Below are 13,149 nucleotides of genomic sequence, written 5' to 3'. Positions count from 1 at the left end.
ATAGAGGAACCACCTGTACCCATCTCGAACACAGAAGTTAAGCTCTATAGCGCCGAAAGTAGTTGCCGGATCGCTGGCTGCGAGGATAGGACGACGCGATGCCGTACATAGTTTAAAGCAAATCAGTTTATCTGGTTTGCTTTTTCTTTTGTTTGAATTTTGCATAACAAAAAAGCTTCCATCAATGGAGGCTTTTTTGTCTCTATTATTCACTTTGCGATTGATCGTTTTCGTTTTGATTGTTTCTAAGTTGATCAAGCCGTTCGTGAAGTAGTCCGAATCGAACTCCTCGTTTTGAAAAGATCATTCGATCAGAGTTGAGCCGTCGCATCAAAGTGATTGCAGGTGATAATCCGCCGATGATAATGTCCGCTCGTTCTTTTGAGACACCTGGAATTGCTTTACGTTCTTCTAGATTTGAAGACAAAAGCTCAATGAAAATCTTTTTAACTTCAGCAATCGACATGTGAAAACCATGGATGTCATCCCAATTTTTACTGTTGGGATCATTGCGACGTTTGATCTTAGCTAATGTCCGGTTTGAACCACCGAGTGCAATAATGGGTAGGTTGAAGCCGCGGTTTAACCACCAGATATCGTTATAAATCGTGTTTAAACGGTCGAAGAGTTTGAAGAGCTGGCTCGCCGTGGGGACATCTGGATTTAATTCGGATTCTGAAAGAGTGACAGCTCCGAGTGGGATACTAATCCGGTTCATTTCTTCACCGTTTTGAACAAGGACGAGCTCTGTACTGGCACCGCCAGTATCCATAATGATGCCGTTAACTACATCAAGTGAGTTGATGACACCGAGGTAGTCATAATGCGCTTCATCTTGTCCACTGATAACCTGAATTTTGATTCCGGTTGCCTGTTCAACCTCTTTGAGAAAATCAGCTTGGTTGACGGCGTTACGACTTGCTGCGGTTCCGACAGCCTTGATATTTAAATTAGGTAAATCTTTAATTTGCTCTTTAAAGGATGAGATGGCTTTAACAGTCCGGTCGATAGCTGGGCGTTTTAGTTCATTTTCTTCACCCATGTTTTCCGATAGACGAACAACCTCTTTAGTTTCGAGAATGTTCTTATAGGATAAATCATCGTTAATTTGGTCGACTTCTAGTCGAACTGAATTTGAGCCTAGATCAATAATGGCAAAATTTTCCATTGTGCGCTCCTTTATTTTTAGGATTCTATTTGGAATCCAGTTTGTTTTAGTCGTTTATCTGCAATAGTTTTGCGATTGCTAATCAAGAATTCTTGAACATTAAAGCATTTGATACCGCGATGGTGGATTCTTGCCCATTGATCTTTTTCAATTAAAGTACGAGCCTTCACGTTGTCCTTTTCAAACCAGGTGAAAATTTCTTGTACATCTTCATTGAGTCGGGCATCGAGGATCGGAAATAGAATTTCAACACGGCGGCTTAGGTTACGCTTCATTAGGTCGGCACTGGAAAGGTATGTTTCAACCCTTCCAGCATTTTCAAAGATGTAAATGCGGCTATGTTCAAGTAAGCGACCCACAATTGAATGAACTGTGATTTTATCACTTACACCCGGTATGCCGGTCCTTAAATCACAAATTCCACGGACAATTAAATCACTTTTAACGCCTGCTGCATTTGCTTCGTACAACTTTTTGATCATCTCAATATCGGAAAGGGAGTTCATTTTCATTCGAATAGCAGCAGGTTTTCCCGCTTTATGATTACGAATTTCTCGATCGATTTTAGCAATTAAGAAATCGCGAATGTTATTTGGTGAAATCACTAGCTCTTCGAGTTCGGGCTGTTGACTTTCTTTCGATAACATATCAAAAATCTTGACGGCGTCTCTGCCGATGGCAGGATTGGCCGTGAAGAGGCCCATATCGGTGTACAACTTGGCCGTTTTGTCATTGTAATTTCCAGTGGCAAGATGGACGTAATTTTTCTCTTGATGATCTTCTAAGCGTGTGATGAGACAGAGCTTTGAATGAACTTTTAGACCAGGGATTCCATATAAAACCTGACAACCAGAGGCTTCCAATTCATCTGCCCACTTGAGGTTGTTGGCTTCATCTGACCGAGCCTTTAGCTCAATCATAATGGTCACTTCTTTGCCCTTTTTGGCTGCTTCTAGAAGCGATTGAATTAGTGGCGAATCTTTTGAAACCCGGTAGAGCGTCATTTTGATATCGATGACTTTGGGGTCAAGTGCCGCTTCATGCACGAAGCGTAAAACTGGCTCGAAGGAATCGTAGGGATGATGAAGGAAAAGATCATTTTTCCGAATTAATTCAAACATTGAATGATCTTGGAAAAGCTGTGCTTCGTACGGACTGAAAGGTTGAAACAACAAATCCGTATGCCCTTTTACTTGCTTAATCAATGCATTCACGAAATCCAATTCGAGTGGTGCGGATGCGGTAAAGATATAGGCCTTCTTCAAGTGATAGCGCTTGGCCAACCATTCGACTAAGTCGGGATTGGAACTCGCGGTAGTTTCGAGGCGGATAACATTACCGTGGGCACGCTCTTCCAGTGTCTTAACAATGGCTTGCTTATATTTTTTAGCATTCCGGTCGTTAACGTCGTAATCCATGTAGCGGGTGATCTTAAATAGGGCTGATGCCTTTACACTTTGTCCTGGGAAAAAGCGGGGAAGAAAATGGGTAATCACATCCTCAAGTAAAATAAATTGGTTGTCGACCCCTGGGAGGGCAAGTATACGATTAATGTTGCCTGGCAAAGGAATGATTGCGGTTTGCTTCTTGGATTGTCCTTGCACCCGTACAAGGAAGTTAATCGAGTCGTTAACCAAGAATGGAATTTCACCCGAACTGTCGACGGGCATCGGTTCAATCTCTGGGAAGATCGTATCTTCGAAGAAATTTTCGAAGTACTCTTTTTGCCCTTGGTTTAACTTCTTCCAGTTGAGTAACTTAATTTGATGGCGACTGAGCTGTGGTAAGATCATGCGGCGCAGGATATGACCTTGTCGAGCAACTAAGGCATGAATTTTATCTAAAACATCATCGAGTTGCTCATGTGGTGAATTACCAGCTGCATCATCGGGTTCTTTTTCTTTTTTCTTCTTTAAAAGTGTTGCCACTCGTACACTAAAGAAATCATCCAAATTACTTTGGGTAATCCCTAAAAATCGCAAGCGTTCTAGCAGGGGATTGGTGTGATCCGCTGCTTCTTCTAATACTCGAAAGTCGAAGTCGACCCAGCTACTTTCTCGGCTATTGAAATAATGGGGATTATTGACGTTCATAGAACCTACCTTTATTCTTATTTGCCTCATTATAATTCAAATGATGGGGATTATATAGGCCTTTAAGGTGGATGTCGATTGATTGGATGCGTAAATTTACCTTTATTGTTATTTAATCCTAAAAAAGTTAAAATATAGACATAGTAAATGTGTTTTACTACAGTACCTTTTTCTATGAAAGGTGGTTAAATTATGGAAATGGAACGAATTAATGATCACACGATTCGAGTTATGATTGAGAATTCGGATCTTCAAGACCGTGGTACTTCGGTCCGCGATTTATTAAGTGATCGCACTAAAATTGAATCATTCTTTTATAATATTTTGTCTGAAGTTGATACTGAGCATGATTTCGCTGATAATGACAAGGTTTCATTTCAGATTTTACCAAGCAGTGATGGATTGGAACTCTTCATTTCCCGTCTTGATGACCAGAATCAGATTACGGACATCCTTGATAACATTATCCAAACGGATCGTGTTGATAAGGAAGAAAACGAAGAACAGATTGATCAGTTGTCCGACGATCGACGGACGGCTTTGGCCGGACATGACTCGAATTCAGTGGAACAGGAGTCTGATTCCTTGCCAAATGACGAACAGCTGGTTTTCACCTTTAAGGATTTTGAATCGTTACTCTCTTTGAGTGCGCTCTTGGTTAAGAGTGAGGTCGCATCGGTCCTCTACCGCTATGAAGGCGTCTTTTACCTGAGCCTTGATTACCGCGCTGGAACGCTTTCAGAAACGAGTTTTAAGAATCAATTGGCTGAAGCATTGGAGTATGGTCAAAAGAGCAAGCTTTCGTCTGCTTTTCTAGCAGAACATGCCGACGTCGTTTATGATCACGACGCCTTGCGCCAACTCAATAAGGTCTTTGCCTAAAGAAAAAGATATGCTCATGCATATCTTTTTTTATTGGGGCCAATCCGGTATACTGAAATGGTTATTATGAAGGACGGAGTGGCGTAATGAATATTTTATTAATTGTTCTTGAAATTGGCTTGGTGTGGATTCTCTTTATGTTCTTCAACTGGGCCTGGGTGACGATTCAAGGAAAGTCACGCGGGAAAATTGTTAAGGCGGACGAATTTGCCAAGCTTTTGGCCCAAGAAAATGGCCAATTGATTGATGTTCGTGAAAAGGAACCTTACAAGCGCTCCCACATTTTGGGTGCTCGTAGTATGCCAGCCATTAATTTTTCACAAGGACGTTCTGGTTTGCGCCATGATCGTGACATCTTTTTGTACGGTAATAATCTTGGTAGCGCAGTTCGTGTTGCTGGACGCCTTCGTAAAGAAGGAGTTCCAAAAGATAAGCTTTACATGTTAAAAGGTGGCTATCAACAATATCAAGGTCGCAAGATCAAATAAAAAAAAGAATCGCTTAGCGATTCTTTTTTAGAAGCGTGATTGGTGGGCTGCCACGCTACGGCGGACAGCTGCCTTTGAAACTTCGTTGTATTCATCTTCGGCTTCTTGTTCTGGCTTAACCACCATTTGGCGATAGCCCAAAGCAGCGCCAGCTACAGCAGCGGCTGATGCCAAGAAACCAGTAGCGATTCCCAACTTAAATGACTTGCTCATCATACTCTCCTTTAAATGGATTATGTTGCCATTATCGTTTATTTTCGGAACTTTGTAAATACGATTGTTCAAAATAATAGGAGGAGTTATGCCAAAAATTCCCATACTCGTCATCGCAGGACCCACTGCTTCCGGTAAAAGCGCCCTAGCCATCGAGATGGCACAATGTTTTAACGGTGAAATTGTTTCGGCAGATTCAATGCAGATCTATCGAGGTCTAGATATTGGAACGGCGAAAGTGACGGCCGAAGAACAGGCACAAGCCGTGCACCACTTAATCGATTTGATTCCAATGACGGCTTCCTTTTCAGTCGCTGATTTCGTCAAAGCTGCCGATGAAGCGATTTTGGCGATTCATCAAAAGGGCAAGTTACCCATTGTAACGGGCGGCACTGGCTTTTACGTCAAAGCATTGCTAGGGCTGCAAAACTTAGACTTTCAAGCATCCAATCCTGAAGAAGTAGCACTGCTCGAAAAGAAATCTTTGGACGAACTCGTACAATCCTTAAAGGCGGGTCCTCAGTCTGATTTTATTGCTACTGTTGATTTGAATAATAAGCAGCGTGTTATTCGTGCCCTTCAAATTCAAAAATACGGCCTTAAGAACAGCGCTAGTCGTCCCGAGTACCAAAGCCTAGTCCTTGCACCAGATTGGCCAAGGCAAGCGCTCTACGACCGAATCAATGCCCGTGTCGAGCTCATGTTTGACCAGGGGATAGAAAAAGAAGCCCAGCAACTTTATCAAGCTGGTGGACTTTCTTTGCAGGCCGGTAAGGCCATTGGTTATAAAGAATTTTACCCTTACTTTGAAGGGCAGGGCGATTTGGCAAGCGTTAAGGCTGCTATCCAACAGGATTCGCGCCGTTATGCTAAGCGCCAGTTAACCTATTGGCGTCACCAAATCCCGGGTTTGGAATGGTTGCCAGCCGATCAAATCCAAACTGAACTACCAGAGCGAGTTTCTAACTGGCAAAAAGCATTAGGATAGCATCCGAACGTAGATGCCATTTGCCCAACCTAAGTCTTTGATGTGGCACCAAGTAACTTCATTTTCATCCTGGAAATGGTCGTCAACCATGACGTAATCACCGTTAGGAACCTGATTGATGGTCTTACCATATGGTTCGTCGGCCAAATCCAATAGCTGTTCCGGTAAGAAGTCGATAATCGCATTAACTTGTTGGTCGGCTTGCTTTTTTTCAGCGGCTTGATAGCGCTGATTGGCGATTGCGTCTTCGTGTTCTTTTAGAACAACTGCGCCGCTTTCAAATTGCAACCATTCATCGTTGCCAATTTGATACCAGAATTCGTGTTGATCAGTGGTTACGCGCAATCGGGTAAGCCACTTTGAACCTGCTGGAATAATCTTGATAGCGGCCTTATCATCGCTAGGCTGACTGTATACCGGCAATTCTTTTTGGATTTCTAGGTAAACTAAAATGCGTTGAACCTGAGCCCAAGTTGCAGGGCAGTAGTAAAGTGTTAAAGACTGCTCATGGTTGCCTAAAACCCCACTCAATTCGCCAGTCGCATCGACAAAACGATAATTGTCAAAGTTAGGCTGATTGATTCGGTAACGTTCACCAATTTGTCCTTGAACTTCTTTAGGACCATATAAAATTGTGTTGTTACTAATATTGCGACAGTAAAGCCACAATGGGGCGGCATCTTTTAGCATAAGCAATTCCTTTCTTACACTTCATTATACTATAGCCCGGTGCTTTGCATAGGGGATTAGGGCGATTATGTTACAATTCTAGAGGAATAAATATAGGAGTTTAGCATGGACTTTGAAGCAGCATTAAATGATTTAAAAGATGGCAAAATCGATAAGATTGAAATTAGCCCTGAAAACTTCGTTGCTTTTCAACGTGCTTGGCACGACTTTGCCTATCAGAACACTGTTCAAGGCGTTGCTCATCGTGGCGGCAAGGTTACCTATTTACGCGTAAAATAACGTGTTCACCCTTTTAAAATATGCTACAATTATCTCAAGTATAGAGTTTAAAAATGGTGAAGACTGATTTCACCTAAAAATGCGAGGCAGACTAGTGGTTTTTTCATTTGGACAACGTAATATTGGAATTGATTTAGGAACAGCAAATACTTACGTCTACGTAGAAGGCAAGGGCATTGTTTTGCGTGAACCATCCGTGGTCGCACGTAATACTGAGACTAATGAAGTTATTGCTGTTGGAAGCGAAGCACGTGATATGTTGGGACGCACTCCTTCAAGTATCGCCGCCATTCGTCCGATGCGTGACGGTGTCATTGCTGATTACGATACGACGGTTGCGATGCTGTCATATTACCTAAAGAAGGCTTTGGGTGGTCGTGTTGGTAAGCCTTACGTTACTTTGGGTGTCCCATCCGGTATTACGGCTGTTGAACGTCGTGCCGTGATTGATGCTGCTCGTGTTGCGGGCGCTCGTGATGCCTTCGTTTTGGAAGAGCCATTTGCTGCCGCTGTTGGTGCAGGTTTGCCCGTTATGGATCCAACTGGTTCAATGGTTGTTGATCTTGGTGGTGGAACTACTGACGTTGCCACAATTTCTTTGGGTGGAATCGTTTCTAGTCGTTCAACTCGCTTTGCTGGCGATAAGCTTGATGAAGCCATTCAAAGCTTTGTTCGCAACAAGTACAACGCTGCCATTGGTGAACCAACTGCCGAGCAACTGAAGATTGATGTTGGAACGGTTTCTCTTGAAGAAGCCGAAAACATTCCTTCCTCCAAGGTTCGTGGACGTGATCTTTTGACTGGTTTGCCAAAGACTTATGAAGTGTCAGCCGAAGATGTTTCGATGGCCATTCAAGAACCAATTGCTGAAATCGTGAACGCCTTGCGTGAAACTTTGGAAGCCACTCAACCAGAAATCGCTGCCGATGTTATTGACCACGGTATGGTTTTGACTGGTGGCGGAGCCATGTTGCGTGGCTTGGACAAGATGATTCAAGAAGTCACCAAGGTGCCTGTTTTGATTGCTAGCGATCCTTTGGACGCTGTTGCAAATGGAATTGGTGAATCATTGAAGTCATTGGATGCTCTTCGTCAAAAGTAAGAGAATTTGTTAAGGAGCGTGGCGTTTTCGCTACGCTTTTATTTTGAAGAGGCGGGGAAGGAATGAACTGATGCGAAAGCTTTTTTCTTCAAGAACAGTAGTAACAATCTTAATCGGTTTTTTCGTGATTGTCGGTTTGATTGCTGGTTCCAACTGGTGGGCTAAGCGAACGAACACACCACCATTCTTTCAACGTGTGGTTAACGATTTGGCCGGTGGTGTTAGCCGTGTCATGACGGCGCCAACCAATGTGATTGGTAAGTCAGCCAACAACGTTGGTAACTTGCTAAACACTTTCCAAGAAAATCAAAAATTGAAGTCACAGATTGACGACTACGCACAAGACAAGGTCCGTTTGCAGACTGTCGAAGCTGAAAATCAATCCTTGAAAAAGCAATTGAAATTAAAGGCGACTTTGACCGATTATAAGACCGTTTCAGCCGTTACGATTAGTCGTTCACCAACGACTTGGCAGTCGCAGTTAATCATTGATAAAGGTGCGAATGCTGGTTTGAAAAAGGGGATGCCGGTTATGGCCGGTTCCGGAATCATTGGACGTATCAAGGAAGTTAACACGGTTAACTCGAAGGTTGCCCTGATTTCAGATACCAGTGAGGATTCTAACCGTTTCGCCATTACCATTAAGGGTAAGGAAGGCGATATTAACGGGATTATTTCTGACTTTGATTCGGACAATAACCAAATCGTCATGGGACAAATTACGTCAAGCAAGTCGATTAAGAAGGGTGACTTGGTTCAAACTTCTGGACTGGGTGGCGTTATCCCTGCCGGCCTTTATGTTGGTAAGGTTGCCGAAGTTACGACGGATGATTATGGTTTGTCGCGCAAGGTCTACATTCAACCAAGTGCTGATTTGAGTAATATTACAACGGTCTTGGTTGCAGTATCACAGATGGGGACTAAGTAATGGCACTTTGGCAGATTTTTCGTTTTCGAGTCATTTATCCAATCGTTCTTTTCTTGTTCTTCTTCATTGATGGGAATTTAAAATCATCATTGAGTCCGATTTTGACGCATTTTCCCTTTAATGTTTTGCCAATGCTGACTTTGATTTGGCTCTTTTATGCCGTTCAGTTTGAAACGGCGATGAAGGTCTCTTACTGGGTTTACGTTGCCGTGATTGGTATTCTCTTTGATATTTATTACACGGGGATTTTTGGAACTTATACCGTTGCCTTTCTGGCATCAACGGTGGTGATGTTCCAATTGCGTTCTTTCTTTGATGAACGCTTGATGTCGGGCCTTTTATTGTTTTTGATTGGATCGACGGTTTATCTTTTGGTAACTTACATGGCTGGCTTTATTATTAATATTGCCAATTTGTCTTTTGTTACCTTCATGGTTTATGAATTCTTGCCAACGGTACTTTTAAACTTAATTATTGCGGCTTTGGGTTATTACCCAACCTGGTCGCTTTTCCAAGTTTTACCTTAAGCTTGACGTCTGAGCCGGCAGGGGTTATACTTTCTGCAATTACTAAATCGATGAGTAGAAGAGTAGTTTAAAGACTTCTTACAGAAAGCTAACGGTTAATGCGAGTTGGCAGAGGCTTTAAATGAACCACATCTACGAGTGCATAACTGAACTAATTAGGTTATGTCGGCCGTGTCCGTTATCACATTCAGTCATTGACTGAGCGAGGTTTTAGCAGCAATGCTAGGACATCTATGAGGTGGTACCGCGGTTTGACGCCCTCTAAGTGTTAATTCACTTAGAGGGCTTTTTTATTTCAGTTTGAGAGTTACAGGGTAAGGGAGTTTACGATGAATTATTTATTTGAGATTTTGCCCAGCATTACGTCGGGGCTGAGCCTAACGCTCGGGGTTTTCTTTATTACCTTGATTGGCTCGTTGCCGCTGGGAATTTTGGTGTCCTTGGGAATCAATAGTCCCTACTTCACCATCCGTTGGTTGATTAATGGTTATATTTGGGTGATGCGTGGAACGCCACTCTTGCTCCAGTTGATCTTTATCTACTACGGCTTGAGCATGGTTGGGATTTCCTTCCCCCGTTTCGAAGCAGCTTGCATTGCTTTCATCATTAACTACGCGGCTTACTTGGCTGAAATTTTCCGTGGTGGTTTGCAAGCCATTCCTAAGGGCCAGTACGATGCCGCCAAGGTCTTGGGCCTAAACAAATTCCAAACCTTCACTAAGATTATCTTGCCCCAAGTGGTCAAAATCGTGGTGCCATCCTTTGGAAACGAAGTGGTGAACTTGGTTAAGGATACTTCCTTGATTTACGTGATTGGTTTGGGCGACATCCTTCGTGCCGGAAGTATTGCGGCCAGTCGTGATGTCACGCTTTTCCCTTATCTTTTGGTCGGGGTTCTCTACCTGTTGATGACGGCTTTGGTTACCATTGCTTTGCGTCGCAGCGAAAAGCGTTTGAGTGTATGGAGGTAAGCAGATGATTGAAATTAAAGGTTTAACCAAGTCATACGGTGACAATCTCATTTTTAAAGATCTTAGCTTAACCGTACAAAACGGCGAGGTGATGTCGGTCATTGGGCCTTCAGGGATTGGTAAAACAACCTTGATTAAGGTGATGACTGGTTTGGAAACGGCTGACCGTGGGACAATCACGATTGATGATGACCACTTTGATATCAACGACAGCCGCTTGAACAGCAAAATTGGAATCATCTTCCAGGATTTCAACCTCTTCCCTAATTACACGGTTTTGCAAAACATCACTTTGGCTCCTACGACCGTCAATGGTTTGAGCAAAGTCGAGGCTAAAAAGGAAGCCATAAACCTGTTAAAGGAACTGGGGATGGCTGATAAAGCGGAATTGTACCCTTACCAACTCTCTGGTGGACAAAAGCAGCGTGTCGCCATCGCCCGAGCGCTAGCCATGCATCCGCAAATCATCGCCTATGACGAACCAACCTCTGGTTTGGATCAGGAATCTACGCAACAGGTTGCTGAAGTGATTAAGAGTTTGCGCAGTGCCGGAGTGACGCAGATGGTCATTACGCACGATCAGCCCTTTGCTGAAGAGATTTCAGACCGGGTCTTTGACTTTGCCAAGGAGGTCCAGCGCTAATGGTTTCACGTAAGAAAAAGATTGTGGTGAATAGCCTCGTTTTAGCTGTACTTTTTTTAGGTATCCTAGTGACCTGGGCCTATGTTAACGGTCAACGCCATGTGTCTCGCGAAGATCGCTTGGTAAAGGCCGATGAATGGGACCGGATCAAGACGAGCAAGGTGATTACGATTGGCTTGGACGATACTTTTGTGCCAATGGGCTTTCGTAACAGCAAGGGTGAATTAACCGGTTTTGATGTTGATTTAGCCAACGCTGTCTTCGGTAAAATGGGCATCAAGGTTAATTGGCAGCCGATTGACTGGTCAATGAAGGAAACGGAATTGAATACGGGAAACATTGATGCTATCTGGAACGGTTACACAGCTACGCCAGATCGTGCCAAGCAAGTCGCTTTCTCAACGCCTTACCACCAGGCTACCCAGGTTGTGGTTTCACTGAAGAAAAATAACATTGAACACTTTTCTGACATGAAGGGTAAGGTCTTAGGGGATCAGACTTCATCATCTGGGGATGACACTTTGAACCAGTATCCAAAATTGTTGAAGAACTACATCAAGGGTGGCAAGCCAGTCGGTTATGACACTTTCGACAAGGCCTTCAATGATTTGAATGCGAGCCGAATTGATGGTTTGCTAGTCGATGAAGACTATGCACGTTATTACGTCAGCCACCAAGCTCACCCTGAAGACTATCAGATTACTTATGGCGATTTCCCAATGAGTAAGGATGTCGTTGGAATGCGTAAGGGTGATCGTGGTTTGAAGAAGGCTGTTGACCGTGGTTTGCGCCAGATGAAGGCCAATGGTCAACTACAAGCACTGGAAAAGAAATGGTTCGGATAAAAACGTCGTGAGGCGTTTTTTATTTTGTCGGATAAAAGCCGGAAAGTGATAAGATTAATAGCAGTAAATTGAATGGATTAAATGATTTGAAAAAGCAATTAGTGCCTGGCGTGGATTTGCTCCTGTTTCCGAGCCAACAATTTAAAAGCGTGCAAGTTATTGTGAACTTTGCCCAACCCGCCCAGTCTGACACAACTAGTCGACGGGCGCTTTTGAGTTATATCCAAGCCGTTTCTTCACAAGCTTATCCCAGTCAGCAGGCGCTGGCCCAAGCCTTGATTGAGCGTGGCGGGCTGCGCTACCAAAGTGATGTTGGTTTTCTTGGAGGACTGCACCAGCTGCGCTTTACTTTGCAGTTCACGGAGCCTCGGTTTATGGGCCAACCGGCACAGTACCTCTTTGAGCAATTTGATTTTCTAAAGGGAATGATTTTTCAGCCGGTCTTTTCGAATCCAAAATTTGCGAGTTCGATTTTGCCGGTTGAAAAGCAGTCGTTGAAGCAAGAATTGGCTAGCATCCGCGATGATAAGGATCGCTATCTTTTCACAAAATTAAAGGCGGCCAGTTTTGATCAAAAGGCTGTCGCTGAATCCGCTTTAGGGAAAGTTGCCGAGGTTGAAAAAATTCAACCTGAAGAGTTGGAGGCTTGTCATGCTAAAATGCTTCGTCAAGATCAAGTAACCATTGCTGTCCTGGGTAATTTTGATGAAAAAGAAGTGCAAAGTTACTTCCAGACTTGGCCTTTGGAAGCACGGAAATCATTCTTGTCTCAAGCGCAGATAGAACCTCGGCAGGGCGCTTTTGAATCAAGAAGCGAACAAATGGCTGGCATGGAACAAATTTTGCTGGCACAGTCCTACCGTTTTAAAGGCAAGGTCAATCCTTATCATGTCAACTTGTTGAATGGTTTACTTGCTGGCGGCCCTAGCTCGCTGATGTTTCGTCAACTACGCGAGGAGGCCTCTTTAGCCTATAGTGTTGATAGCCGTTGGCAGCAGGACCGTTCCTGGCTTTATTTAACGGCCGGCATCAACCGGGATGCGCTGGAGGAGAGCCGCGCCATTATTGCTGCCGGTATTCAGGCGCTACGAGACGGTGATTTTTCTGAAAATACTTTGGCTGCAACTAAGGCCGACCTCTTAAACCAGATGGCCCAACGGGTTGATCTACCGGGGGCGCTCTTAAGTGGAAAGCTAACGCAAGAACTCAGTGGCAACGTGGCAACTTTTGCTGAACAGAAGGCCGCCATTAATGCGGTAACAGCTGAGGAGGTCGCAGAGTTAGCCCAGGCGATGAGGCCCGTTTCAGAGTACATTTTGCATCCCTAAGGAA

The 13,149-nt window shown here is 43.8% G+C and carries 15 protein-coding genes, 1 rRNA gene and 1 other annotated feature; of the genes, 12 read left to right on the top strand and 4 right to left on the bottom strand.

The annotated features are described in order from the left end of the window. Positions 1–102 (top strand): 5S ribosomal RNA (gene rrf / locus ABSY64_RS04225); the annotation flags it as partial. Positions 103–205: 103 nt separating this feature from the next. Here the strand turns inward: rrf and ABSY64_RS04220 are convergent. Continuing rightward, positions 206–1,168, bottom strand: coding sequence for a Ppx/GppA phosphatase family protein (locus tag ABSY64_RS04220; protein ID WP_349641823.1), 963 nt, complete (start codon positions 1,166–1,168; stop codon positions 206–208). A 17-nt stretch (positions 1,169–1,185) separates the two neighbouring features. Then, positions 1,186–3,261: a polyphosphate kinase 1 gene (gene ppk1 / locus ABSY64_RS04215; protein WP_349641822.1), complete on the bottom strand. Its 2,076-nt coding sequence runs from the start codon at positions 3,259–3,261 to the stop codon at positions 1,186–1,188. Positions 3,262–3,453: 192 nt separating this feature from the next. Here ppk1 and ABSY64_RS04210 point away from each other — a divergent pair, with 192 nt between their 5' ends. Beyond that, complete coding sequence (locus ABSY64_RS04210) at positions 3,454–4,143, top strand: adaptor protein MecA (protein ID WP_349641821.1); 690 nt, start codon at positions 3,454–3,456, stop codon at positions 4,141–4,143. Positions 4,144–4,229: 86 nt separating this feature from the next. After that, positions 4,230–4,631 (top strand): rhodanese-like domain-containing protein, encoded by a 402-nt coding sequence (locus ABSY64_RS04205; protein ID WP_349641820.1) that lies wholly within the window; start codon positions 4,230–4,232, stop codon positions 4,629–4,631. Positions 4,632–4,658: 27 nt separating this feature from the next. On the opposite strand, the gene ABSY64_RS04200 is transcribed toward ABSY64_RS04205, so the two are convergent. Further along, the gene (locus ABSY64_RS04200) at positions 4,659–4,844 is read right to left on the bottom strand and encodes a DUF3042 family protein (protein ID WP_349641819.1); all 186 of its coding nucleotides are present in this window, start codon (positions 4,842–4,844) and stop codon (positions 4,659–4,661) included. Positions 4,845–4,932: 88 nt separating this feature from the next. Here ABSY64_RS04200 and miaA point away from each other — a divergent pair, with 88 nt between their 5' ends. Continuing rightward, positions 4,933–5,832 carry a tRNA (adenosine(37)-N6)-dimethylallyltransferase MiaA gene (miaA, locus tag ABSY64_RS04195; RefSeq protein ID WP_349641818.1) on the top strand — a complete coding sequence of 300 codons (900 nt, stop codon included), beginning with the start codon at positions 4,933–4,935 and terminating at the stop codon, positions 5,830–5,832. On the opposite strand, the gene ABSY64_RS04190 is transcribed toward miaA, so the two are convergent. Next, positions 5,824–6,522, bottom strand: a complete 699-nt coding sequence (locus tag ABSY64_RS04190; protein WP_349641817.1) for a MucBP domain-containing protein — start codon at positions 6,520–6,522, stop codon at positions 5,824–5,826. The genes miaA and ABSY64_RS04190 overlap by 9 nt on opposite strands. A gap of 105 nt (positions 6,523–6,627) precedes the next feature. On the opposite strand from ABSY64_RS04190, the gene ykzS reads away from it, so the two are divergent. The 8 genes from ykzS (at position 6,628) to ABSY64_RS04150 (ending at position 13,145) form a co-directional block, all read left to right on the top strand. After that, positions 6,628–6,801, top strand: coding sequence for a protein YkzS (gene ykzS, locus ABSY64_RS04185; RefSeq protein ID WP_349641816.1), 174 nt, complete (start codon positions 6,628–6,630; stop codon positions 6,799–6,801). Positions 6,802–6,895: 94 nt separating this feature from the next. Continuing rightward, positions 6,896–7,903 carry a rod shape-determining protein gene (locus ABSY64_RS04180; RefSeq protein ID WP_349641815.1) on the top strand — a complete coding sequence of 336 codons (1,008 nt, stop codon included), beginning with the start codon at positions 6,896–6,898 and terminating at the stop codon, positions 7,901–7,903. 70 nt (positions 7,904–7,973) lie between these two features. Continuing rightward, entirely contained in the window at positions 7,974–8,831 is an 858-nt protein-coding gene (mreC, locus tag ABSY64_RS04175; RefSeq protein ID WP_349641814.1) for a rod shape-determining protein MreC, read from the top strand. After that, the gene (gene mreD / locus ABSY64_RS04170; protein ID WP_349641813.1) at positions 8,831–9,358 is read left to right on the top strand and encodes a rod shape-determining protein MreD; all 528 of its coding nucleotides are present in this window, start codon (positions 8,831–8,833) and stop codon (positions 9,356–9,358) included. Before mreC ends, mreD begins: the two co-directional genes overlap by 1 nt. Positions 9,359–9,399: 41 nt before the next feature. Continuing rightward, positions 9,400–9,623, top strand: a binding site (T-box leader). A 64-nt stretch (positions 9,624–9,687) separates the two neighbouring features. Beyond that, positions 9,688–10,329, top strand: coding sequence for an amino acid ABC transporter permease (locus ABSY64_RS04165; RefSeq protein WP_349641812.1), 642 nt, complete (start codon positions 9,688–9,690; stop codon positions 10,327–10,329). Positions 10,330–10,333: 4 nt separating this feature from the next. Beyond that, positions 10,334–10,972 (top strand): amino acid ABC transporter ATP-binding protein, encoded by a 639-nt coding sequence (locus tag ABSY64_RS04160; protein WP_349641811.1) that lies wholly within the window; start codon positions 10,334–10,336, stop codon positions 10,970–10,972. Next, positions 10,972–11,817, top strand: a complete 846-nt coding sequence (locus ABSY64_RS04155) for an amino acid ABC transporter substrate-binding protein (RefSeq protein WP_349641810.1) — start codon at positions 10,972–10,974, stop codon at positions 11,815–11,817. Before ABSY64_RS04160 ends, ABSY64_RS04155 begins: the two co-directional genes overlap by 1 nt. An 86-nt stretch (positions 11,818–11,903) precedes the next feature. Further along, positions 11,904–13,145: a M16 family metallopeptidase gene (locus tag ABSY64_RS04150; RefSeq protein ID WP_349641809.1), complete on the top strand. Its 1,242-nt coding sequence runs from the start codon at positions 11,904–11,906 to the stop codon at positions 13,143–13,145. Positions 13,146–13,149: the final 4 nt, after the last annotated feature.

The organism is Eupransor demetentiae, assembly GCF_963930865.1.
GTDB classification, from domain to species: domain Bacteria; phylum Bacillota; class Bacilli; order Lactobacillales; family Lactobacillaceae; genus Eupransor; species Eupransor demetentiae.
The sequence above is the reverse complement of the archived record's forward strand: the minus strand, read 5'-3'. Positions and strand labels throughout refer to the sequence as shown.

Excerpts from the sequence above, each read along its gene's own strand:
- ABSY64_RS04220 (WP_349641823.1), bottom strand. The coding sequence starts at position 1,168 with ATGGAAAATTTTGCCATTATTGATCTAGGCTCAAATTCAGTTCGACTA.
- ppk1 (WP_349641822.1), bottom strand. The coding sequence starts at position 3,261 with ATGAACGTCAATAATCCCCATTATTTCAATAGCCGAGAAAGTAGCTGG.
- ABSY64_RS04210 (WP_349641821.1), top strand. The coding sequence starts at position 3,454 with ATGGAAATGGAACGAATTAATGATCACACGATTCGAGTTATGATTGAG.
- ABSY64_RS04205 (WP_349641820.1), top strand. The coding sequence starts at position 4,230 with ATGAATATTTTATTAATTGTTCTTGAAATTGGCTTGGTGTGGATTCTC.
- ABSY64_RS04200 (WP_349641819.1), bottom strand. The coding sequence starts at position 4,844 with ATGAGCAAGTCATTTAAGTTGGGAATCGCTACTGGTTTCTTGGCATCA.
- miaA (WP_349641818.1), top strand. The coding sequence starts at position 4,933 with ATGCCAAAAATTCCCATACTCGTCATCGCAGGACCCACTGCTTCCGGT.
- ABSY64_RS04190 (WP_349641817.1), bottom strand. The coding sequence starts at position 6,522 with ATGCTAAAAGATGCCGCCCCATTGTGGCTTTACTGTCGCAATATTAGT.
- ykzS (WP_349641816.1), top strand. The coding sequence starts at position 6,628 with ATGGACTTTGAAGCAGCATTAAATGATTTAAAAGATGGCAAAATCGAT.
- mreC (WP_349641814.1), top strand. The coding sequence starts at position 7,974 with ATGCGAAAGCTTTTTTCTTCAAGAACAGTAGTAACAATCTTAATCGGT.
- mreD (WP_349641813.1), top strand. The coding sequence starts at position 8,831 with ATGGCACTTTGGCAGATTTTTCGTTTTCGAGTCATTTATCCAATCGTT.
- ABSY64_RS04165 (WP_349641812.1), top strand. The coding sequence starts at position 9,688 with ATGAATTATTTATTTGAGATTTTGCCCAGCATTACGTCGGGGCTGAGC.
- ABSY64_RS04160 (WP_349641811.1), top strand. The coding sequence starts at position 10,334 with ATGATTGAAATTAAAGGTTTAACCAAGTCATACGGTGACAATCTCATT.
- ABSY64_RS04155 (WP_349641810.1), top strand. The coding sequence starts at position 10,972 with ATGGTTTCACGTAAGAAAAAGATTGTGGTGAATAGCCTCGTTTTAGCT.